Source organism: Peptoanaerobacter stomatis, from assembly GCF_000238115.1.
Lineage (GTDB): Bacteria > Bacillota > Clostridia > Peptostreptococcales > Filifactoraceae > Peptoanaerobacter > Peptoanaerobacter stomatis.
Genome location: NZ_JH414547.1, coordinates 96,512 through 118,821 on the forward strand (window position 1 = coordinate 96,512; position 22,310 = coordinate 118,821).

18 protein-coding genes and 2 pseudogenes are annotated in these 22,310 nt (G+C 29.7%); 10 read left to right on the forward strand and 10 right to left on the reverse strand.

Translation table 11 applies throughout. From position 1 onward, the window contains the following. Complete coding sequence (locus HMPREF9629_RS01895; protein WP_009524625.1) at positions 1 to 2,085, forward strand: ATP-dependent Clp protease ATP-binding subunit; 2,085 nt, start codon at positions 1 to 3, stop codon at positions 2,083 to 2,085. A 111-nt stretch (positions 2,086 to 2,196) separates the two neighbouring features. Here the strand turns inward: HMPREF9629_RS01895 and HMPREF9629_RS11475 are convergent. Together HMPREF9629_RS11475 and HMPREF9629_RS01900 are read right to left on the reverse strand one after the other, a co-directional pair. Further along, a pseudogene (locus HMPREF9629_RS11475) lies at positions 2,197 to 2,373 on the reverse strand (transposase); the annotation flags it as partial. 149 nt (positions 2,374 to 2,522) lie between these two features. Beyond that, a pseudogene (locus HMPREF9629_RS01900) lies at positions 2,523 to 2,939 on the reverse strand (transposase); the annotation flags it as partial. A 94-nt stretch (positions 2,940 to 3,033) separates the two neighbouring features. Here HMPREF9629_RS01900 and HMPREF9629_RS01905 point away from each other — a divergent pair. From HMPREF9629_RS01905 to HMPREF9629_RS01915, 3 genes are read left to right on the forward strand one after another with little or no spacing between them, the layout of a single operon-like run. After that, positions 3,034 to 3,489, forward strand: coding sequence for an SPASM domain-containing protein (locus tag HMPREF9629_RS01905; protein ID WP_009524627.1), 456 nt, complete (start codon positions 3,034 to 3,036; stop codon positions 3,487 to 3,489). Beyond that, positions 3,490 to 3,807, forward strand: a complete 318-nt coding sequence (locus HMPREF9629_RS01910) for a PqqD family protein (protein ID WP_009524628.1) — start codon at positions 3,490 to 3,492, stop codon at positions 3,805 to 3,807. A 3-nt stretch (positions 3,808 to 3,810) separates the two neighbouring features. Next, on the forward strand, positions 3,811 to 5,127 hold the full coding sequence (locus HMPREF9629_RS01915; protein ID WP_009524629.1) for an MATE family efflux transporter: 1,317 nt from the start codon (positions 3,811 to 3,813) through the stop codon (positions 5,125 to 5,127). 299 nt (positions 5,128 to 5,426) lie between these two features. Here the strand turns inward: HMPREF9629_RS01915 and HMPREF9629_RS01920 are convergent, their stop codons facing one another. The 6 genes from HMPREF9629_RS01920 to HMPREF9629_RS01945 all read right to left on the reverse strand — a co-directional run bounded on the left by HMPREF9629_RS01920 (position 5,427) and on the right by HMPREF9629_RS01945 (position 10,113). Further along, positions 5,427 to 5,735: an AzlD domain-containing protein gene (locus HMPREF9629_RS01920; protein WP_009524630.1), complete on the reverse strand. Its 309-nt coding sequence runs from the start codon at positions 5,733 to 5,735 to the stop codon at positions 5,427 to 5,429. Continuing rightward, complete coding sequence (locus HMPREF9629_RS01925; protein ID WP_009524631.1) at positions 5,725 to 6,465, reverse strand: AzlC family ABC transporter permease; 741 nt, start codon at positions 6,463 to 6,465, stop codon at positions 5,725 to 5,727. Before HMPREF9629_RS01925 ends, HMPREF9629_RS01920 begins: the two co-directional genes overlap by 11 nt. A 268-nt stretch (positions 6,466 to 6,733) precedes the next feature. Next, a complete protein-coding gene (locus HMPREF9629_RS12050; protein ID WP_009524632.1) occupies positions 6,734 to 8,002 on the reverse strand; it encodes a DUF3656 domain-containing protein in 1,269 nt (422 codons plus the stop codon). A 38-nt stretch (positions 8,003 to 8,040) separates the two neighbouring features. After that, positions 8,041 to 9,039 (reverse strand): peptidase U32 family protein, encoded by a 999-nt coding sequence (locus HMPREF9629_RS12055; protein WP_009524633.1) that lies wholly within the window; start codon positions 9,037 to 9,039, stop codon positions 8,041 to 8,043. A 31-nt stretch (positions 9,040 to 9,070) separates the two neighbouring features. Further along, positions 9,071 to 9,613: a cell division protein ZapA gene (locus HMPREF9629_RS01940; RefSeq protein ID WP_009524634.1), complete on the reverse strand. Its 543-nt coding sequence runs from the start codon at positions 9,611 to 9,613 to the stop codon at positions 9,071 to 9,073. A gap of 80 nt (positions 9,614 to 9,693) precedes the next feature. Then, a complete protein-coding gene (locus HMPREF9629_RS01945) occupies positions 9,694 to 10,113 on the reverse strand; it encodes a PaaI family thioesterase (RefSeq protein WP_009524635.1) in 420 nt (139 codons plus the stop codon). Between the two features lie 1,236 nt (positions 10,114 to 11,349). On the opposite strand from HMPREF9629_RS01945, the gene HMPREF9629_RS01950 reads away from it, so the two are divergent. The 6 genes from HMPREF9629_RS01950 (at position 11,350) to HMPREF9629_RS01975 (ending at position 19,249) form a co-directional block, all read left to right on the forward strand. Further along, positions 11,350 to 12,909 carry an acyl CoA:acetate/3-ketoacid CoA transferase gene (locus HMPREF9629_RS01950; protein ID WP_009524636.1) on the forward strand — a complete coding sequence of 520 codons (1,560 nt, stop codon included), beginning with the start codon at positions 11,350 to 11,352 and terminating at the stop codon, positions 12,907 to 12,909. 703 nt (positions 12,910 to 13,612) lie between these two features. Beyond that, positions 13,613 to 14,791: an acetyl-CoA C-acetyltransferase gene (locus HMPREF9629_RS01955; RefSeq protein WP_009524637.1), complete on the forward strand. Its 1,179-nt coding sequence runs from the start codon at positions 13,613 to 13,615 to the stop codon at positions 14,789 to 14,791. Between the two features lie 224 nt (positions 14,792 to 15,015). Beyond that, the gene (locus tag HMPREF9629_RS01960; RefSeq protein WP_009524638.1) at positions 15,016 to 16,155 is read left to right on the forward strand and encodes an acyl-CoA dehydrogenase; all 1,140 of its coding nucleotides are present in this window, start codon (positions 15,016 to 15,018) and stop codon (positions 16,153 to 16,155) included. A 12-nt stretch (positions 16,156 to 16,167) separates the two neighbouring features. Then, positions 16,168 to 16,965: an electron transfer flavoprotein subunit beta/FixA family protein gene (locus HMPREF9629_RS01965; RefSeq protein WP_009524639.1), complete on the forward strand. Its 798-nt coding sequence runs from the start codon at positions 16,168 to 16,170 to the stop codon at positions 16,963 to 16,965. 12 nt (positions 16,966 to 16,977) lie between these two features. Continuing rightward, positions 16,978 to 17,991, forward strand: a complete 1,014-nt coding sequence (locus HMPREF9629_RS01970) for an electron transfer flavoprotein subunit alpha/FixB family protein (RefSeq protein WP_009524640.1) — start codon at positions 16,978 to 16,980, stop codon at positions 17,989 to 17,991. Positions 17,992 to 18,406: 415 nt separating this feature from the next. After that, entirely contained in the window at positions 18,407 to 19,249 is an 843-nt protein-coding gene (locus tag HMPREF9629_RS01975; protein WP_009524641.1) for a 3-hydroxybutyryl-CoA dehydrogenase, read from the forward strand. A 282-nt stretch (positions 19,250 to 19,531) separates the two neighbouring features. Here HMPREF9629_RS01975 and guaB read toward each other — a convergent pair whose 3' ends face one another. Both guaB and HMPREF9629_RS01985 read right to left on the reverse strand, forming a co-directional pair. Next, positions 19,532 to 20,992, reverse strand: a complete 1,461-nt coding sequence (gene guaB / locus HMPREF9629_RS01980; RefSeq protein ID WP_009524642.1) for an IMP dehydrogenase — start codon at positions 20,990 to 20,992, stop codon at positions 19,532 to 19,534. Positions 20,993 to 21,175: 183 nt separating this feature from the next. Further along, positions 21,176 to 22,036, reverse strand: coding sequence for a LysR family transcriptional regulator (locus HMPREF9629_RS01985; RefSeq protein WP_009524643.1), 861 nt, complete (start codon positions 22,034 to 22,036; stop codon positions 21,176 to 21,178). Positions 22,037 to 22,310 lie beyond the last annotated feature (274 nt).

The following is a 22,310-nucleotide window of genomic DNA, read 5'->3' on the forward strand; positions in this document are numbered from 1 at the left end:
ATGGGTACATTTGAACAAGAGCTCAGAGATATGATTGGAAATCTTGGAAGCGGTGCCAGTGTGTTTGGAATAGGTATGGGAGATCAAGGTCCTGTATTCGAAGATATGACTAAATTTTATGAAGACAAAGATTTAAAAGAAAAGCATAATAAATATCAAAATCCCAAAGATAGAAAACGCAATATGAAGACAATAGATAAATTTGGAAATAATCTTACAAGGCTTGCACAAGACGATAAAATTGATCCTGTTATAGGCAGACAAAAAGAAATCGACAGAGCTATACAAATATTGAACAGGAGAACTAAAAACAATCCTGTATTGTTAGGAGAACCCGGGGTAGGAAAGACAGCTATAGCAGAAGGACTTGCACTTAAAATCGTAAAAGGTGAAGTTCCACAAAAATTACTTGGATATGAAGTTATACAGTTGGATATGGCAAGTATAGTAGCAGGTACACAATTTAGAGGTCAATTTGAAACAAGATTGAAAAATATCATTGACGAAGCAAAGAAAAACGGAAAAGTTATACTTGTAATAGATGAGTTGCACAGTATAATGGGCGCAGGAGATTCTCAAGGAGGGGGACTTGATGCAGCCAATATATTAAAACCGGCTCTTGCAAAAGGAGAAATACAAGTAATAGGTGCAACAACACTAAATGAATACAAAAAAACTATAGAAAAAGATAAGGCATTGGAAAGAAGATTCCAAAGTGTAATTGTAGAAGAACCGACAGTCGAAGAAACGATAGAGATAATAAAAGGGTTAAAAGATTACTATGAAAAATATCATAAGATAATTTTATCGGATGAAGTCATACGAGATGCTGTAAAGTTATCAAACAGATATATAACAGATAGATTTTTACCTGATAAGGCTATAGATGTGATAGATGAAGCAGGTTCAAAAACCAATTTAAAAAACACATATATTCACGAAATTGAATCTATAAAAGAGAGCATAGAAACAACAAGACAAAAACAAATGGAAGCATCGGATATGCAAGACTACGAAAAAGCAGCCAATTATAAGACACAGGAAGCAAAATTACAAGAAAATCTTAAAGAGCTTGAAAAAAAAGAATATATAAGCGTAACAACAAAAGATATAGCTGATGTAATAGAAGATTGGACAAAAATACCTGTAAAAGAGCTCACAGTAGAAGAAAGTATAAAACTTATGAATTTAGAAAAAAATCTTCAAAAATCAGTTATAGGACAAGACGAAGCAATAAGTACAGTATCAAAATCTATAAGAAGAAACAGAGCAGGAATATCGCCTGTAAAAAAACCAAGCTCATTTATATTTGTCGGTCCTACTGGAGTTGGTAAGACACAATTGGTAAAAAGCCTTGCAAAAGAAATGTTCGGCTCAGAAGATATGATTATACGAATAGATATGAGTGAATATATGGAGAAACATTCCGTATCTAAATTTATAGGTTCACCTCCGGGATATGTAGGTTTTGATGAAGGCGGTCAACTTACCGATAAAGTCAGAAGAAAACCTTACAGCATAATATTGTTGGACGAGATAGAAAAAGCGCATCCGGATGTATTTAATATGCTGTTGCAAATATTAGATGACGGTAGACTTACAGATTCACAAGGTAGGGTAGTAAGATTTGAAAATACAATTGTCATTATGACGTCAAATATAGGAACAACTTTTAAGAATAAATCATTAGGATTCGGTTCAAGTGAAAATGTAAAAGAAAAAAGCAGAGTACAAGAAGCACTAAAAGAAACATTTAAACCTGAATTTTTGAATAGAGTTGATGATATTGTAGTGTTCAATAACCTTGACAGAGAAAATCTAAGAAAAATAGTAGATATAATGTTTAATCAGCTTAGCGATATGATAAAAGACAAGGGAATAAATATTAAGATTACAGATGAAGTAAAAGACTTCATATTAGAAAAAGGATATGATGAAAAATATGGAGCAAGACCATTAAGACGAACAATTCAAAAATATATTGAAGATGAAATAGCAGACTTGTTCATAATGCAAGATATAAGTAAATATAATATGCTGACATTAAAAATGCTTGAAAAACAAGTAATGATAGAAAAAGCATAAAATAAATATCCACCAGCGTAGCTGGTGGTTTTTCATATACGCCTATAAGGCTCTATTTCCAGTAACGCCCTAACAGGCGTACATACTTTCTGACATTTGCATTATACTTCTTTACTTGCTACCCATAAATGGGTCTTCTTTATAACTTATTTTCATCTGCTTACCTATTTTATCTTCTTCTAACTGATTCTTTATATATTCTGCTATTTTCTTTGCATTCTTCCCTACTGTATCTACATAATACCCTCTGCACCAAAATTATCTATTTCTGTATTTGATACTAAAATTCCAATAAAGAGTTGAAAAACAAGTAATAAGAGAGTATAATCTGAATGGTGATAAAAATGTATAAAATAACAGAAAATGAAGTAGAAAATATTGGTATGTCAACACTTTTTTGTACAATTTTAAAAAGAACAAAAATAAGTTCTATTTCATCAGTAATTTTTTAAAAATGCTTCTTTATACTTTATCGGACTTTGATATCCTAATGAACCATGTATTCGTATATTGTTATACCAATATATATATTCTGACATTTCTAATTTTAGATGTTTAATATTTTCAAATTTTTTCTGATATATGAATTCTTTCTTAATTATCTTGTTTGTCGCTTCTATCACTGCATTATCATAGGGGGTGCCTTTATTACTTAATGACCTCCTTATTCCAAATATTGATAATATTTCTTTTATTTGTTTATTACAAAATTCCAATCCTCTATCTGTATGAAATAATTCTATTTGCTTTAATGGATACTTGATTGAATATAATGCTTCTTCTACTAACTTTGAATCTTTCTTATCTCCTACTGAGTATCCTATTATTTCTCTATTATTTAGATCTATAATTGAAAAAGGAAATTAAACCCCCGATTGAAATGGGGGTTAGGTAACTTTTCTGTAAATGCCGAAACATGGTATCCAACTTTTTTTGGAATTATCTGAGATGAAGCTACGAGGAGATATTAAGCTGAAATTAAGGATTATTCCGCCTAATGAATCTGAAATAATGTGGACGCACTATTATCCTCTAAAACATTATGACAGACTAGATTTGTTGAAAGTGTGGGAATTTGATACAGAAAAAGAGTTTGATAGAGAATTATCATGTAAGGCTGCTAAGTTTGCTTGTTCAATATCAAGTAATGGGGATGTATTTGGTTGTAACTTAATGTCCTCTATCAAGGAGTTATGTGCAGGAAATGTAAAATTTAATAGTTTTGAGAGTATATGGAATGACTCTAAAGTGTTTATGGAGTTGAGGAACTTGAGTATAGCTGACCTAAGTTGTAAGTGCAAAGATTGTGAGAATGATTGGTGTGGTGGTGGTTGTAGAAGCAATGCGTATAATCTTACGGGAAGTATATGCGGCAGTGATATAACTTGTTTTAAAGAGGATTAAATGGAAATAGAGAACTTTATAATCAAAGGAATAAATAACGTGAATATTGTAAAGTCCGGTGATTTGTATTATTGTCTCAATCCTGAAAATATGGAGGTTGAAAAGCTAAATGGTACAGCGGCAGAAATGTTGTATCTTCTCAACAAAGGATATGATTTGGACGATATGGTAAGATATTTTATGGACAACTATGATGTTTCAGAGGATGACTTGAAAAAATATATTTTAGACTTCTTCAATAACCTTTCATTCAAAAAGTCGATTATAAATAAGTTGATTACCACTAAGATTTATTATAGATTAGATTGGGAAAATTAGAAGATGAAAAAAGTTTTTTTGAGTACATTTCATGATATTAATTCTTTTTCTTTACCTTTGATATTGAATAGTATTTTCAATTTGTTCATTTCGATTGTTTTGACATCTATAATAGGTAGAATTTCGGTTGGTGCAATAGTTTCTACTGAAATAATAGATACATTGAATTATGCAATCCTAGGAATAGCTGGGGTTGGGACTTTAATATTTAATATTGAATCTTCAAAGGTGAGGTTGGTGAATGAAAAGGATTTTTTTGATTGGTTTAAATCCTGCTATTTAATAAATGGAAGCATTGGTTTAATTATTATCACTGCGATTTTCTTATTTGCAAAAGATGTTTTTTATTTCATATACGAAATAAAAAATCAGGAATTAGACATTATATGCAAATATGCTTATATAGCTTCCTTCTCTATTTTTGCCAATATGCTGATTTTTTCTTTGAGCAATTTGTTGAAAGTGAATAAGAAGACTAAATATATACTGTTTGCTGGAATTACAGGCTCTATATTACAGGTTGCCCTAGCGTACTTTATGGTGAATAAAGTTCTAGAAGGGAATTATAAATTATTAGGGGTAAGTATAAGTTCTACATTTACTGTATTTTTTCAGTTGATTATTTATTTATATATACTTAGAAAGGAAATACAAACTACTTTTTCTATAAAATCATCTAGGAAGAAAGAACTTATTTTGAAAAGCATACCTCTCATGCTACAAGAAGTGTTAGAAGGTAGCGTATTTTCTGTATTGATAATTACCTTAATTGCAAGGCTTGGAGAAAATGTTATTTCTTCATATAGTATATCTATGAGGATAGTATCTCTATGTTTGCTACCAATGTATATGTATTGTAATTCCTTAACGGTATTAGTTGGAGAGTACCAATCTAAGAAAGAATATCTTAAAATGAAAATACTACCTATTACTACGATTGTAACAACTATATCGGTATATGTTATTATATCGGTTCTATCCTATATTTACAAAGAAAATTTAATTGGAACCTTGACTAACATCAATTCTGTTCAAGAGGGTACTATACAAATGCTCAAAACAGTTTTGCTGTTTAGCGTGTTCCAGATTCTGTTTGAAAATAGCAAATACGTTCTACAATCGATTGGGAAGAGTAAAGAGGCTTTAAAAACAACAGTTGTTATAAATTCTTTAGCTTCCATTATTTTGATAGCACTTAATATTTATAATTTACTTGACTTGAAAATCGTTCTTGGTATCCTTGCCTTGAATTATTTAATTCTATCAGTGTTTTTTTTAGGAGAGTACTTAAAAGAAGTAAGGAAGTATTCTGTTTTGTAGCAGCTGGATTAACAAAAAATGTTAATATTCTCGTGGTATAAAAGTTCGGCAACACTATACACTGTCCAATGAGAACAAGTAGAAATAAACTCAGTCTTCTGTTATTCGATAACAGTAGGATGAGTTTATTTCTAATACATAAAATAATTATACATTCCAATATGGAAATTTTAACGGATACAAAAAATAAATAAATTTACATTCCAATTTGGTGATTTTATTATTTAATTATATCATAAATTTATAAGGTTTGTATAGTAAAATATAGTTAAATTAAATGTTTTTCAAACATATAATATTTATAATATTATGAACTCTGCTATAAATACAACTATTGAGCAGGCAACTGATACTTGGAACATATTGGCATTAAACCATGCAAGTAATATACCGCATACAAGTGAAATTGCACCTGCTATAGGACTTCTTGTAGCATCTAATATAGCAGGAAAAGTCATAACAGAAAGCGTAACATATGGTACATAGTGCAAAAAAGATCTTATAAAATTATTTTCTATAGGCTTTTTTATGAAAGTAAGTGGAAAAACCCTTATAAGGTAAGTTATTATAGCCATTATTGACAAATATATATATGGATTATTCTTCATTTTCACTCTCCTTTGGTATAGGGAATAATATTGCAGCTATTGATGATATAAGTACGGTTAATATGATTGTTCTTGTACCGCTTGATATTCCTGAAAGATATGGCAACTTAGCAAACATAAAACTTGCTATAAAACTCAATATAACTAAAAAGAATATTATCTTATTTTTTTTGGCAGGCGGTATTATAATAGCTATAAACATTCCGTATAATGCTACGCTGAGTGCACTTAATATATCTGTTGACAGGATATTTCCTGCAGCTATCCCTGCGGCTGTACCTGTTGCCCATCCAGGCATAGCTATTGCAACGGCGCCGTAATAGTAAAACGGATCCATATATCCCTTTTTTGCTATTGATATACCGAAAAGTTCGTCTGTAATGTCAAAGCCTATTATAAGACGATGATAAAATGGTGTTTTTTGAGATAATTTTTGACTTATACTACAGCTCATCAGGAAATATCTTGCATTTGCTATAATTGTTATAGGTATCATCTCTATATATGCACCGCCAGATGCAATAAGCATAAATGCTGCATATTCTCCGGCTGAGGCATTTATAAAAAGACTGCCTAAAAAACCTTGAAGTACTGTAAGTCCTGCATTTTTAGCAACTATTCCGAGAGTAAAAGATACTGCAAAATATCCCATCGAAATAGGTATTCCGTCTTTAAAACCGCTTTTAAATTCTCTTATTCTATTAGATTTAATATTGTTAATATTATCCACAACATTCTCCTTAATTTTATAATGCTATTATCTATTTTAACATATACCTTAATTTAAATAGGTTTTAGTTTAAATTTATAATTTTGAATTTATTTTTTAAATAGATATTGTTATAAGCATTGATATTTATATGATTACCTAATTAAATAAATGTATAATAAAAAATGATGAATTAAGCATATTTTTATGTTTTATTTTGAGTAGGTGTTAGTATTAATTCAAAAATTCAATGCTGAACTAACCTGAAATTTAAGCATTATCTAAATTATTAAATTATATTTGAAAAAATAGTATCTACTGATTTTTTGTTTTCATTTTTTAGTTCAATCATAAAGTTTGTATAGCTTTGTTCAATATATTTTATAATTTGAGATTTATTTAGAAAATAGGGTTTTTCATAAATTATTGATGTTTTACAATTCAAAAATTTCTCAAATAAAAATCTGTCGCCTTGTTCATTGATTATGGCTGTATTTGGCAGTTTACATTTATAATCATATATACATTTTCCTAACTCATCTTTATGTGGACAAAATTCACTCAACATGAGATGTGGGTAAATGTATACAGGTATTATGATTTTTGATTTATCATTTAAATATTTGTATTCATCTGAATTTGCGAATATATTTTCCAGTGATGCTACTGTATATATGTTTTGTGAGTTATAGTATTTATGCGAAAGAGAGTTATATATATTCATATGATAATTTGCTATATATGCGGATTTATCTTTCATAAATGAATAGCTGGAAAACATAATTCTCGGTGCATTTAAAGAAGCTTTTAAATTAGATATATTTATAAAATCATTTTGTCTTATTATGCTTGGAAGTTGATATACAGCTTTATCAGGATAAAACTCATATATTTTTTTGTATAGATTTATATCAGATGATATTATACTTTGTATATTATTTATATGTGGTTTTATATAGTCTAACTGATTTTCCGAGGCTATATATACAAAAACGGATAAATCAGATTTGATTTTATCACAATTATTGTTTTTTTCTATGAGAAATTCGTTTATATTATAATTCACATGATTTCTTTTAAATGAATTTATTTTTTCAATATACAGTTTTTCAAGGGCTTTTCTTCTGAGTTCATTTAATATTTTTACAGGGATGAATATATTTTCGCTTTTTTCGATATCTAAGTTTTTTATTTCAAATGGAAATGTATCTGTTTTTGATATTTGTTTAATTATAGTTTTGTCGCTTATAGGTGAATTTTTTGAACTTTCTATTTTAAAATCTATGTTTTGAACAATATTAATATTTTCATCTTTTAGTGTCATGGTAGGATTATCATTCAATTTTAATGTGATTTTTGCTGATATGGGTAATTTTTTTGTGATTTTTTGATCTTCTTCCAAATTTTTTTCATAAGCATAATCATATGTTCTGTGTATTGTTTGTCCTTTTTTTATCTCTCTTATGAAATCTAAGTATATTATTTCGTTTTTTGAGGCTGTATCTGATATTTTCCCGTCTGATTTTATTATTCGTCCTATATTTTCACCTATGTCCAATCCATCGCCTTTTTGAACATTTTCGCTGAGCTTTATTTTTAACTTTTTATTTTTTTATTATATTCTATAACTTGACCTATAACTTGGCCTATAGGTTTTTGATAGCTGTTGTTTATTATGTTACTGCCTTGTGAATTTAATATATATCCGTTTGTAAATGAGCGATTGAATACCCTGTTTAGATTATGGTTTGCATCTGCTATGTTTTGTTTTGATATTTTACCGTATTTTATATATTCGTCTAAGAGTTGTCTGTATGATTTTACACATACATGTATATATTCTTTTCTTTTCATTCTTCCTTCAATTTTTAATGAAGTTACGCCTGATTGAATTATTTTATCTATTGAGTTTGATGTGTTGAGATCTTTAGGGGACAATACATATTCAGATAATTTATCATTTATGATTTTACCGTCTACTTCCAACAGATATTTTTTTCTACAGACTTGCGCACAAGCACCTCTGTTACCTGAGCGACCTCCATTTAAAGCTGAAAAAAGACATTTTCCGCTGTAAGATACACATAGTGCTCCATGGATAAAAGCTTCTATTTCTAAATTACAGTTTTTTGATATTTGAGATATTTCACCTATAGTTATTTCTCGTGGTAGCACAACTCTTTGTATGTCGAAATTTTTAAGTGCATTTATATCTTCTATTGATGATATTGTTGATTGAGTAGAAAAATGTAATGTAAGCTTTGGAAATATTTTTCTAATCAAATGAACGAGCCCTATATCTTGAACTATTATAGCATCAGCTCCGATATCGTTTAAGAAGGATATATAATCTATACATTCTTTAAGTTCTTCATCTTTTATGAGTGTGTTTATTGCAACATATATTTTAACATTTCTACAATGAGAATAGTCTATTGCTTCTGTTATTTGTGCATTATCAAAATTAGTAGCCGATGCTCTTGCTGAAAACATACTTCCGCCTATATAAATTGCATCGGCACCTGCATTTACAGCCGTCTTTAAAGTATCAAAGCTACCGGCCGGTGCCAGTAGCTCTATTTTATTATTGTTCATTATATTCTCCGTTTTATTGGCTTAAAAAGTATTATTCTTGTGAGTTTGTTTCAGTTTCAGATTGAGATTGTATATTTTTCAATTCTTCTTCTCTTTGAGCAAGTTTTATTTGCAATTCAAAAAATTTACTTTCTAATTCACTATTTATTTTTTCACATTCTTCTATTTTTTGATTGCTTTGATTTAATTTTTCCTCATAATCACTTTTTACTTTTTCTATTTTAGCCTTTAAAGATTCACTATTCATATCAGTCATTTCAAGACTTTTTATTTTTATATCTTTTTGTTCGTTTTGTAGTTTTACAGAAGCCAATTCTCTGTTTAATGTATCTATTTTGTTAAACAGCTCTTGTTGAGATGTAGTATCGGGGTTATCAAGTAAGTCGAAATAATGTTCGGCTATGTTATTACATGCGAGTATAAGTATATCTGTTTTAGACCAATTTACAAGAGTTTCAGAGGTTTTGTTTATTTCATCATCTACAAAACTTGCGACTTTGAGAATGAACTCTTTCGGTTTTTCGCTTACCAATGTATATTCATGACCATAAATATTTACATTTACTTTATTCATAAAAATCACCTTTTAAAAAATTAATAAATATGATATTCTTTTAATTATATCATAAGTCTATAGTATTTTATATAACATTTTTAAAAATATTCGCCTAATACAAACATTGTGAAGCTTGATGTGGAAAGCAAGGCATCTGTGGTATAATCGTAAGTGTTTACATCGACAACAACTGTACTTCTGCCTTTGTGAACAACTCTTCCCTTAGAAATTACTTTTCCTGTAGGATTTGCTTTTATGAAATTTATATTGGAGTTTAGTGTAACCACTTTTTTTCCAAGTGATACGGCACATGCTCCAGCAGTTGAATCAGCTATTGTAAATAGCACTCCTCCGTGTATTTTTTCGTGGACATTCAGCATGGACTCTGTGATTTCTACTGATAATTCAGCTTGACCGTCACATGCTTTGATTATTTTTATATCGTTTATTACAAGCGTTTTTAATATTTCGTTTCTTCTTTGATTATCTTGGAAAAGTTCCGCAACATTAATCGGCATTAAAATATCCTCTCTTAATTTTAAAAAATTATATTATTTATATATCTAATATCTAAAAAATTTATATATCTAAAAATTTATCATATTTTTATCTTGATTTCAATATTTTAATAAATTTTTAAATAAAAATTCATTTTTGAAATATAGCTATTTTTATTATATATTTTAATATTCATCAATTAATACTATAAAAATTAGTGAACATATAATATTTATAAAAATGTATTATTTTAAGAGGTTAATTGATATTGTAAAGTAGATATATAAATATTTTAGATTGAAAAATATGTTTTTGTTTTGTATATCATCAGGCTTATTTTTTATTTTATGCAATATATGTGTGTAGTATAAAAAGATTGACAAATAAGTGTAAAATATTATATAATTGTAATAATTCAAATTGTTTAAAGCATTTTTCTCAATATTTTTGTTAAACTTTTGAGTATAGTTTTAATACATTTTGGATTTGTTAAAAAAGAAAATGTATGGTTTTTATCTATAAGTTTACAAGAATATAATGCTAATTTGATTATATTTTTAAATTTCTAAATACTGATAAAACATACATGCAGTTTTTTATCAAGGGGGAGTTGTATGAATAGTTTATGAGTGCTTATCTTATAAGGTGATTTTGCAATACTTTTGGCAAGAGACTTACAATTTATTAAGATTACTGAAAATAGATTGAGCAAAGTATGAATATTTAATCTGTAAGAAAATGATTACATAGGGTTTTTATGACAACTTAATTTCAGTAATTAAAAAAAGCTGTTTTTTAGTAAAATTTATTAAACAACTGTAAAATTATATTTTGTTGACAAGCAATGTATTTGTTTTAATCTGTTGTTAATAATTATATGGTTTTTATGGAAAAGCATAATTATAGTAAAATTAAACAGCAATCAAAATGGAAAAGTATTATCAAAAGATTTATAAAAATTCTTATACCGGCGAAAATAATTGAATTGTTAAACTATCAATAAATGTCTTTAATCTTATATTTATAATGTTTGAAAGGCTGTATATTTAATAACAAAATTAAAAAATATTATATTTTATATATGGATAGAGACGTTTTATAAAAAATTATGGTATTAAAAAATTATGGGATTTTTGTTAATAAAAATTGTGATATTATATTGACTTTTTACGGGATTAGAAAGTTTTTTGAGAGTAAGTTTTTGTTAATGAAAAATTAAACAGTTTTTTTAATTTGATAGTGAGGAGATATTGATTATGAGCGTAAAATTTATGACTGCAAGAGAAGCTGCAGATTTAATATATGACGGTGCTACGGTAGGTACAGGCGGATTTGTCGGATTCGGTATACCGGAGGAAATAGAATTGGAACTTGGCAACAGATATAATGAAACTAAAAGCCCTAAGGCTATAACTCTTTATTATGCTGCGGCTCAAGGCGATGGTAAAGACAGGGCTGTAAATCATTTTGATGCTGAAGGTCTTTTGAAAAGAGTTGTAGGAGGACACTGGAATTTAGCGCCTAAACTACAAAAATTAGTTTTTGACAACAAAATGGAGGCATACAATTTTCCGCAAGGTATTTTATCTCATATGTTTAGAGATGCCGCATCAGGAAAACCTGCAACAATAAGTAAGGTTGGACTTAAGACGTTTGTAGATCCCGATCTTCAAGGCGGAAAATTAAATGATGTTACAAAGGAAGACTTGGTAAAAAAGGTCAATATAGAGGGTGAAGAATATATGTATTATTATACACCTAAATTGGACTTTGTAATATTAAGAGGAACATTTGCAGATGAGCTTGGAAACATAAGTCTTGAAGAAGAATATGCATCTCTTGATGCGACAAATATGGCAGTAGCTTGCAAAAACAATGGTGGAACTGTAATAGTTCAAGTCAAAGATATAGTTAATGCAAATTCACTTGATCCAAGACTCGTTAAAATTCCGGGTGCTTTGGTGGATGTTGTTGTAAAAACTACAGATCCTTTTAAATATCATGAGCAGGCATTTGGAGCTTACTTTGACCCGACATATTGCGGTATGGCTAAAAAACTTCTCAGTACAGTTGAACCTCCTGTACTTGATAACAGAAAAGTTATAGGTAGAAGAGGCGCTTTGGAAATGAAGGCAAACTCAGTTATAAATCTGGGTATAGGAATACCTGAACTTGTAGGCGCTGTTACAAATGAAGAGGGCGAAGGTGAAAAAATGACTCTAAGCGTGGAGGCAGGTATAACAGGTGGGGTACCACTTGGTGGACTTCAGTTTGGAGGAGCTATAAATCCTTATTGTATTGTTGACCAAGATACACAATTTTGTTTCTATGATGGTGGAGGACTTGATGCTACATTTTTAGGACTTGCCCAATGTGATGAAAAAGGTAATATAAATGTTTCTAAATTCGGACCGAGAATAGCCGGTTGCGGAGGTTTCATCAATATATCTCAAAATACTAAAAAAGTTATATTCTGTGGAACTTTCACGGCAGGAGGATTGAAAGAAGAGGTAAAAGACGGAAAACTTACAATTCTTCAAGAAGGTAGAGAAAAGAAATTTATCAAAAATGTTGAGCAGATTACTTTTTCAGCAGATTATGCAAATGAAACAAATCAAGATGTTACTTATATAACAGAGAGATGCGTTTTGAAACTTACTAAAGAAGGTCTTATGATAACAGAAATTGCTCCGGGAGTAGATATGGACAAAGATATCTTGGCTCACATGGAGTTTAAACCGCTTATATCAAAAGATTTGAAACTTATGGATGAAAGAATATTTAAAGATGAACTTATGGGATTAAAATTACAATAAGATATGTAGTTTAAATATTATTTTGACTTCATACACATATTTGAAATTTTATTGTTAAAATGTAAAATTAGTGTATGAAGTCTTGAATTTTAAAGAAAATGTTTTTATTGTGTTTTAAGAAGAATTTTATGACAAAGATTGTTTATTATTTAACTTATTTGCTTGATATTAATTTATGATAATCGAGTATTTTAATAAGTATAGTAAGTTTTTTTTAAGATTATACCATATTTTCAGAATATAATTATATAAAAAATGTTATATTATGACAAAAAAACGGTTGTATTTATTTTATTAGTATGTTATAATTTTATCATTAGAAAATGTTATGAATTCATCTTTTGTTTATAAAAATATTTTTTGATGAAATAGCGAAACATTCAGTATGTTTTAATATATTTTTATATGTGAACTTAAAGCAAATGAGCACTTAAAAAATAGACAAACATACTTTTTATTATGCTTTTTCCTGAAAATATTTAAAATTATTGTAGTCGGAAATTTATTTAGAAATATAGAATTTATATATTAATTTTTTAATATACTTGTATATTTTCTTGTTTTTTATAAGTTAAATGACTATGGAAATAAAATTTGAAATTTAACTTTTTTTAGTATGCTTTTAATTATTATTTGTTATAATTCTTCGTAAATCAAGAATATGCAAACAATACTATATTAATTAATATCTTTGGAGGTATTTATGAAAAATGTTGTTATAGCAAGTGCGGTAAGAACGCCTGTAGGAAGTTTCAATGGTGCTTTAAAATCTGTTTCTGCGATAGATCTTGGAGTGATTGCGGCAAAAGAGGCAATAAAAAGAGCGGGAATAAATCCTGAACAAATAGACGAAGTATTGCTTGGAAACGTACTTCAAGCAGGTCTTGGACAAAATCCGGCAAGACAAATAGCTATGGGAGCCGGTGTACCTAAAGAAGTTCCGGCAATGACAATAAATAAAGTTTGCGGTTCAGGACTTAGAACAGTATCTCTTGCAGCTCAACTTATAAAAGCTGGAGATGCCGATATAGTATTAGCCGGAGGAGCGGAATCTATGACTAATGCTCCATATCTTCTTCCAAGTATGAGACAAGGTGCAAGAATGGGAGACAATACAGTAATAGATGAAATGATAAAAGATGGACTTTTTGATGCGTTCAATAAGTATCATATGGGAATAACAGCTGAAAATATAAACGATCAATGGTCACTTGGAAGAGAAGCACAAGATGAATTTGCTCTTAGAAGCCAAAATAGAGCTGAAGCTGCTCAAAAAGCCGGTAAGTTTGATGAAGAAATAGTAGCAGTTGAAATAAAAGATAAAAAAGGAAATGTTACTGTATTTGATAAAGATGAATTTATAAAATATGATCAAACTATGGATAAATTGGCAAAATTGAAACCGGCTTTCAAAAAAGATGGAACAGTTACAGCAGGTAATGCATCAGGTATAAATGACGGTGCGGCTTGTCTAATAGTTATGAGTGAAGAAAAAGCAAACGAGCTTGGAATAAAACCTCTTGCTAAAATAGTTTCTTATGCATCAGCAGGTGTTGACCCTTCAATAATGGGAATAGGACCTGTTCCTGCAAGTACAAAAGCTCTTCAAAAAGCAGGTTTAAAAGTGGAAGATATAGATTTATTTGAAGCAAACGAGGCGTTTGCGGCACAATCTTGTGCAGTTGCTAAAGATTTAAACTTGGATGTAGAAAAAGTAAACGTAAACGGCGGTGCAATAGCTATTGGTCACCCGATAGGAGCATCAGGTGCAAGAATACTTACAACTCTTTTATATGAAATGAAGAGAAGCGGTAAAAAAAGAGGACTTGCTACACTTTGTATAGGTGGAGGACAAGGAACGGCACTTATAGTAGAAATGTAGATATTATTGTAAATAAGTCTTAATGATACATTTATATAAAATCTTTAAAGTCTCAGTTTTCAAATATTGAAAACTGGGCTTTAAATTTAAAATATAGTTTGATACATACTCTTATATAATACTTACTGAATGCTATACATCTATTTTATATAAATTGTTATTGTTAATAGATTTTAAATAAAATATATAGAAATAAGGATGATTATTATTAAGGAGGAACGTAAATGGATTTTGGTCTATCAAAAGAGCAACAATTACTTAAGCAAATGTATAGAGAATTTGCTGAAACAGAAATAAAACCCAATGCTGCCGAAGTAGATGAACAAGAAAGATTTCCGAAAGAAAACGTTGAAAAGATGGTAAAAGCAGGTTTTATGGGAATACCTTTTGCAAAAAAATATGGTGGAGAAGGTGGAGACACTTTAGGATATATAATGGCTGTTGAAGAACTTTCAAGAGTTTGTGCAACAACAGGAGTTGTGTTATCTGCTCATACTTCTCTTGGAGCATATCCGATAGAAAAATTCGGAACAGAAGAGCAAAAACAAAAATATCTTGTGCCTCTTGCAAAAGGAGAACATTTAGGAGCGTTCGGACTTACAGAACCAAATGCAGGAACAGATGCATCTATGCAACAAACTACAGCAGTTAAAAATGGAGATCATTATGTATTAAATGGTTCAAAGATATTCATAACTAATGGAGACGAAGCCGATACTTATATAATAATGGCTATGACTGATAAATCACAAGGTAACAGAGGAATATCTTCATTCATAGTTGAAAGAGGATTTAAAGGATTTTCAGTAGGTCCTCACGAAAAGAAAATGGGTATAAGAGGTTCAGCTACTTGTGAACTTATATTTGAAGACTGTATAGTTCCGGCTGAAAATCTTCTTTCTCAAGAAGGAAAAGGATTTAAAGTAGCCATGAATACTCTTGATGGAGGAAGAATAGGTATAGCTGCACAAGCACTTGGTATAGCACAGGGTGCTTTGGATGAAACTATAGCTTATGTTCAAGAAAGAAAACAATTTGGAAGATCATTGTCTAAATTCCAAAACACTCAATTCCAATTAGCTGATCTTGCTAATTTAGTAGAGGCGGCAAGACTTCTTGTTTACAAAGCTGCATATTGCAAAGATAAAGGACTTCCATATTCAGTACCGGCAGCACATGCAAAATTGTTTGCAGCTGAAGCTGCTATGAAAGTAACAACTAAATGCGTTCAATTATTCGGTGGATATGGATATACAAGAGATTATCCTGTAGAAAGAATGATGAGAGACGCAAAAATAACTGAAATATATGAAGGTACAAGTGAAGTTCAAAGAATGGTAATAGCAGGTTCACTATTAAAATAAGGAGGATAGATTATGAATATTGTTGTATGCATAAAACAAGTTCCGGATACAACAGAGGTTAAACTTGACCCTAAAACAGGAACACTTATAAGAGAAGGAGTTCCAAGTATAATAAATCCGGATGATAAAGCAGGTTTGGAAGAAGCATTAAAGATAAAAGATAGACTTGGAGCAGATAAAGTTAAAGTTACAGTAATAACTATGGGACCTCCACAAGCAGAAATAGCATTAAGAGAAGCATATGCTATGGGAGCAGATGAAGTTATACTACTTACAGATAGAGCATTTGCAGGTTCAGATACATGGGCAACATCATCAGCAGTTGCAGGCGCACTTAAAAAACTGGACTATGATTTGATAATAGCAGGAAGACAAGCTATAGACGGAGATACAGCGCAAGTTGGTCCGCAAATAGCTGAGCATCTTCATTTACCAAGTATTTCTTATGTAGAAGAAATAAAAGAAGTTACAGAAGATCATGTAGTGATAAGAAGACAATTTGAAGACAGATACCAAATTATAAAAGTAAAATTCCCTTGCTTACTTACTACACTTGGAGAAATGAATCAACCAAGATATATGAGAGTTTCAAGAATATATTACTCATATAGAGATGAAAATCTTATAAAATTGTGGTCAGTAAATGATATTGAGGTTGATCATGCAAATCTTGGATTAAAAGGCTCTCCAACTAATGTTAAAAAGAGCTTTACAAAAGGAGCAAAAACAGCAGGTAAAGTGTTTGATGTTGATGCTAAAGAAGGTGCTAAGATAATTTTAGATAAATTAAAAGAACAGTTTTTAATATAAGGTGGTGCGAATATGGGTATAGAAGGATACAAAGGAGTTTTTGTATTTGTAGAGCAAAGAGATTGCCACATACAAAATGTTTCTCTTGAACTTATAGGTAAAGGAAAAGAACTTGCCAATAAAAGAAATACAGATGTTACAGCAGTAATAATAGGTAAAGGTGTAAACAGCCTTACAGATACGTTATCTCATTATGGAGCAGATAATATAATAGCCATAGATAATGATAAATTAGACAAATATATGACAGAACCATATACAAAAGCATTATTTGAAGTAGTGGAAGCAAAAAAACCTGAAATAATGCTGTTTGGAGCAACTTCAATAGGAAGAGATTTGGCGCCAAGAGTATCAGCAAGAGTTCATACCGGACTTACAGCAGACTGTACAGGACTTGAAATAGATGAGGAAACAGGTAATTTACTTATGACAAGACCTGCCTTCGGTGGAAATATAATGGCTACAATCATATGTAAAGAATTCAGACCTCAAATGGCAACAGTAAGACCTGGAGTAATGCAAAAATTAGAAGAAGATAAAAACAAAAAAGCAAATGTAGAAAAATTTGATGTAAACTTCAATGATGCAGATTTCAATGTAGAAATACTTGAAGAAGTAGTTGAAACTAAAAAGAAAATAAAAATAGAAGATGCTAAGATACTTGTATCAGCAGGTAGAGGATTTGGCTCAAAAGAAAACATATCAATAGCTGATGATTTGGCAAGAGCACTTGGAATGGCAGAAGTGTCAGGTTCAAGAGCGGCAGTAGATTCAGGATGGCTTGAAAAAGACAGACAAGTAGGACAAACAGGTAAGACAGTTAGACCTAACCTATATTTTGCACTTGGTATTTCAGGAGCAATACAACACCTTGCAGGTATGGAAGAATCAGATTTGATAATAGCAGTAAATAAAAATCCTGATGCACCGATGTTTGAAACAGCTGACATAGGTATAGTAGGTGACTTAAATAAAGTAGTACCTGAGCTTACAAAATTGATAGAAGCTGAAAAAAGTAAAAAGTAAACTAATTTATAATGAAAGGTGATAATCTGATAATTTATCGGATTATTACCGTTTGATTAAAATCTATTAATAGAATTGATTAAAAAATCATAGATATTAATATTTGAGATAAGTTTAATTGTTTTTTCGGATTTACATATATTGAATAATTTTAATATGTTTTTTACACTTTAAGAAAACATTTTTTATAATAATTGTTTATTTATTCTAATATTTGGTAATAATTCTATGAAAATATTTGTTTGAAAAATTACTGATTTAATGAAAAATAATTATAACATTATTAGAAATTGATATAATATTATTAGTTAAGTATTATAAAATTAATATTGTTAATTTGAATGTTATATGTATCAGTTTTTTAACAAATATTTTTATAATATATTTTGATTTACTCTTAAGGAGGAGTGTATTGATGAAAATAGCAGTTATAGGTTCAGGAGTAATGGGTTCAGGCATAGCGCAAACTCTTGCGGTTAAACACGATGTTATAATAAGAGATATATTACCTGAAGCACTTGAAAAAGCAATACTTACAATAAAGAAAAATTTGGAAAAAAGCGTATCAAAAGGAAAAATGACTCAAGAAGCTATGGATGAAATAATTTCAAGAGTAAAAGTAAGTGATAAAATAGAAGATATAAAAGATTGTGATGTTGTAATAGAAGCGGCTACAGAAAATGAAAAGATAAAATTAGCAATATTTGAAGAACTTGATAAAGTTTGTGATGAAAAAACAATACTTGCAAGTAACACTTCATCATTGTCAATAACATCTATAGGTTCAGCTACAAAAAGACCTGAAAAAGTTATAGGAATGCACTTCTTTAACCCTGTACCAATGATGGCTCTTGTAGAAGTAATAAAAGGACAACTTACAAGCGAAGATGTAAAAAATAAAATAGTTGAATTAGCAAAAGAAGTTGGTAAAACACCTGTTGAAGTAGAAGAAGGACCGGGATTTGTTGTAAATAGAATACTTATACCTATGATAAATGAAGCAGTAGGTATATATGCAGATAGATTAGCATCACCTGAAGATATAGATACTGCAATGAAATTAGGCGCTAATCATCCTATGGGACCTTTGGCTCTTGGAGATTTGATAGGTTGGGATGTATGCCTTGCTATAATGGAAGTTCTTTACAATGAATTTGGAGATACTAAATATAGACCTCATCCATATATGAAAAAATTAGTTCGTTCTAAACAATTAGGTAGAAAAACAGGAAAAGGTATATACGATTATAGTAAATAAGTTTAATTTAAAAAATATTATTAAATGTTCTATAATATCTGTTGGAGGAAACTCTGACAGATATTTTTATAAAAAAAGAGTTATCCTCTGAATTATAGAGGATAGCTATTTTTGTAGCTTAAGCAAAATAAACCCCCAGTTTTACTGGGGGAATAAAAATCTTTAGATAAAAGAAAACCTCCATTTGATATAATAGATTTGGTCCGCCAAAACCAAAATAAAATCAAAAGGAGGTTTTTGTATGGTGGTTTTGATTTACTGAATAAATTTACTTGTTATTTTTTATACATCTTGAGAGCTGTAATTAGGAGCTTCTTTTGTTACTGTTATATCGTGCGGATGACTTTCTTTCAGTCCTGCTGCTGTTATTTTTACAAATTCGGATTGCTCTATAAGGCTTTTTATATCAGGTGTACCGCAGTATCCCATACCTGCTCTAAGACCACCTACCATCTGGAATATGAGATCTGCTACTTCACCTTTATATGCTACCATTCCTTCTACGCCTTCCGGTACGAGTTTTTTAGCATCTTTTTGAAAATATCTGTCTTTTGAGCCATTTTCCATAGCTGCAAGTGATCCCATACCTCTATAAGATTTGTATGATCTGCCTTTGTACAGTATTGTTTCTCCCGGTGCTTCTTTTGTTCCTGCAAGCAATGAACCGAGCATTACTACAGATGCGCCTGCTGCAATTGCTTTTACAATATCTCCTGAATATTGTATTCCTCCATCTGATATTATCGGAATATCATATTTTGCAGCCACTTCGCTACACTGCATAACTGCTGTTATTTGTGGAACACCTACACCTGCAACAACTCTTGTAGTACATATTGAGCCTGGACCTATACCTACTTTTATACAATCTGCCCCTGCTTTTATAAGTGCTTTTGTTGCTTCCTTTGTGGCAACATTGCCGGCTATTATCTGTAAGTTTGGGAATTTTTCTTTTGCTTGTTTTACGGCTTGTATTACACCGTTTGAATGTCCGTGAGCAGTATCTATGACAACTACATCAACTTTTGCTTTAACAAGAGCTTCTATTCTTTCTATCATATCTTCTGTTACGCCTACTGCAGCACCACACAGTAATCTTCCGTTTTCATCTACAGCAGAATCGGGGAAAAGTATTTTCTTTTCTATATCTTTTATTGTTATTAAGCCTTTTAATTTTCCGTAATCATCTATTAGAGGAAGTTTTTCAATCTTATATTTTCTTAATATTTTTTGAGCTTCTGTTAAAGATATACCTTCTTTTGCGGTTATAAGATTTTCAGATGTCATAGAAACCTCTATTTTTTTTGTAAAATCATCTTCAAATCTTATATCTCTGTTTGTTATTATTCCTATCAGCTTATGTTCATCATCTACTATAGGGACTCCTGATATTCTGAACTTTGCCATCAAATCATCAGCTTCTTGGATAGTGTTGTGTTTTTTGAGGTAAAAAGGATCTGTTATTATTCCGTGTTCTGAGCGTTTCACTTTATCAACTTCACCTGCTTGCTCAGATATTGACAGATTTTTATGAATTATACCTATACCGCCTTGTCTTGCCATAGAAATGGCCATTTCATGTTCTGTAACGGTATCCATACTTGCACTCATTATAGGGATATTGAGTGTTATTTTGTTTGTAAGTTTTGTTCTTACATCAACATCTTTAGGCAATACATTTGATTCGTGTGGAACAAGAAGTACATCGTCAAAAGTTAGCGCTTCTTTAATTTCTTTAATCATAATATTCTCCTTTTTTTAGAATTAAAAATATAAAAAATATATAGATAAAAAGTGTATAATATTTTAAAAAATATAAAAAAAGTTTAAATATTTGTGAACTATATTAAAAAAATTATGTAATTCTTTAATTCTGTACATTATATCATTTTTAATATTTACGTCAATGATTTTTTAATAAATTTTTTATAATAATTCCAAAAATGTCTGTCCTACAGGTGTTGACGGTATGTTTTTAAGCGATAATATACCATACTCTCTTTTTTGTATTTTTTCTTGTGTATATATTATTTTTAAATTCCTACCCTTTATTGACAGATCAGGTACAAATGATATTCCAAGCCCCATTTCTGCCATATCTATAAGTAAATCTATATTTTGAAGTTCTATTTCAGGGTTTATATCTATATTGTTTTTTAAAAATAAATCGTCTAAAAATTTTCTTGTAATGCTCTTATTATCAAGTGTCATGAGCGGATATTCAGCTATTTCTTTTAAAGTCAGCGTATCTTTTATGTTGAAATCCTTGCTTGTTACAAAAACATCATTGAAGGTGTATTTTTTTTCAATTTTGAATTTTGTATTGATGTTTTTGCTTAAGTTTACAAGTGCAAAATCTACTTCTGAATTTTGTAGTAAGTTCATACATTCTATGGATGTTCCGTTTATAATTTTTATTTTTATATTAGGATATTTTTGTGTAACTTTTTTTATCTTTGATAATAGAACATATTTACACAGAGTGTCTGTAGATGCAAATATAAGTTGTCCGTTATATTTATCCTGTCTCATTTTCAGCTTTTCTTCTGCATTTTTGAGAATATTGAAGACTTCTTCAAGATATGTAAATAATATGCTTCCGTCTATTGTAAGTGATACTTGTTTTGTAGTTCTTATGAAAAGTGGAAATCCTAAATGGTGTTCGAGATTTTTTATAGACTGACTTACTGCTGATTGGCTTATATAAAGCTCTTGAGCAGCTTTTGAAAAGCTTTCATTTTTTGCAACTGTATAGAATATTTTATACAGTTCAAGAGAAATATTCATTTATAACTCCTACTTATAAATATTATTAGAAATACTAATTGTACTAATTAATTTTAATATGTTATTATAATTTTGTAAATAAAAATTTATAAATATATAAGATTATTTTTTATAAAATATAAAAAAAGTTTCATATTTTTAGTGATTTAAAAATTTATTGTCTGGATTTTTTGAATATATTTTAGAGTATCTTAATCTAAATAGAGTTTAGCGTAAGGATTAATTATGTACAGCTATTTGTCTAATTATATTGTTAAGATTATTCGTAAATTTG

Coding starts and splice junctions, on each gene's coding strand:
- HMPREF9629_RS01895 (WP_009524625.1), top strand. CDS start 1: ATGGGTACATTTGAACAAGAGCTCAGAGATATGATTGGAAATCTTGGA.
- HMPREF9629_RS01905 (WP_009524627.1), top strand. CDS start 3,034: ATGAAGCTACGAGGAGATATTAAGCTGAAATTAAGGATTATTCCGCCT.
- HMPREF9629_RS01910 (WP_009524628.1), top strand. CDS start 3,490: ATGGAAATAGAGAACTTTATAATCAAAGGAATAAATAACGTGAATATT.
- HMPREF9629_RS01915 (WP_009524629.1), top strand. CDS start 3,811: ATGAAAAAAGTTTTTTTGAGTACATTTCATGATATTAATTCTTTTTCT.
- HMPREF9629_RS01920 (WP_009524630.1), bottom strand. CDS start 5,735: ATGAAGAATAATCCATATATATATTTGTCAATAATGGCTATAATAACT.
- HMPREF9629_RS12055 (WP_009524633.1), bottom strand. CDS start 9,039: ATGAACAATAATAAAATAGAGCTACTGGCACCGGCCGGTAGCTTTGAT.
- HMPREF9629_RS01940 (WP_009524634.1), bottom strand. CDS start 9,613: ATGAATAAAGTAAATGTAAATATTTATGGTCATGAATATACATTGGTA.
- HMPREF9629_RS01945 (WP_009524635.1), bottom strand. CDS start 10,113: ATGCCGATTAATGTTGCGGAACTTTTCCAAGATAATCAAAGAAGAAAC.
- HMPREF9629_RS01950 (WP_009524636.1), top strand. CDS start 11,350: ATGAGCGTAAAATTTATGACTGCAAGAGAAGCTGCAGATTTAATATAT.
- HMPREF9629_RS01955 (WP_009524637.1), top strand. CDS start 13,613: ATGAAAAATGTTGTTATAGCAAGTGCGGTAAGAACGCCTGTAGGAAGT.
- HMPREF9629_RS01960 (WP_009524638.1), top strand. CDS start 15,016: ATGGATTTTGGTCTATCAAAAGAGCAACAATTACTTAAGCAAATGTAT.
- HMPREF9629_RS01965 (WP_009524639.1), top strand. CDS start 16,168: ATGAATATTGTTGTATGCATAAAACAAGTTCCGGATACAACAGAGGTT.
- HMPREF9629_RS01970 (WP_009524640.1), top strand. CDS start 16,978: ATGGGTATAGAAGGATACAAAGGAGTTTTTGTATTTGTAGAGCAAAGA.
- HMPREF9629_RS01975 (WP_009524641.1), top strand. CDS start 18,407: ATGAAAATAGCAGTTATAGGTTCAGGAGTAATGGGTTCAGGCATAGCG.
- guaB (WP_009524642.1), bottom strand. CDS start 20,992: ATGATTAAAGAAATTAAAGAAGCGCTAACTTTTGACGATGTACTTCTT.
- HMPREF9629_RS01985 (WP_009524643.1), bottom strand. CDS start 22,036: ATGAATATTTCTCTTGAACTGTATAAAATATTCTATACAGTTGCAAAA.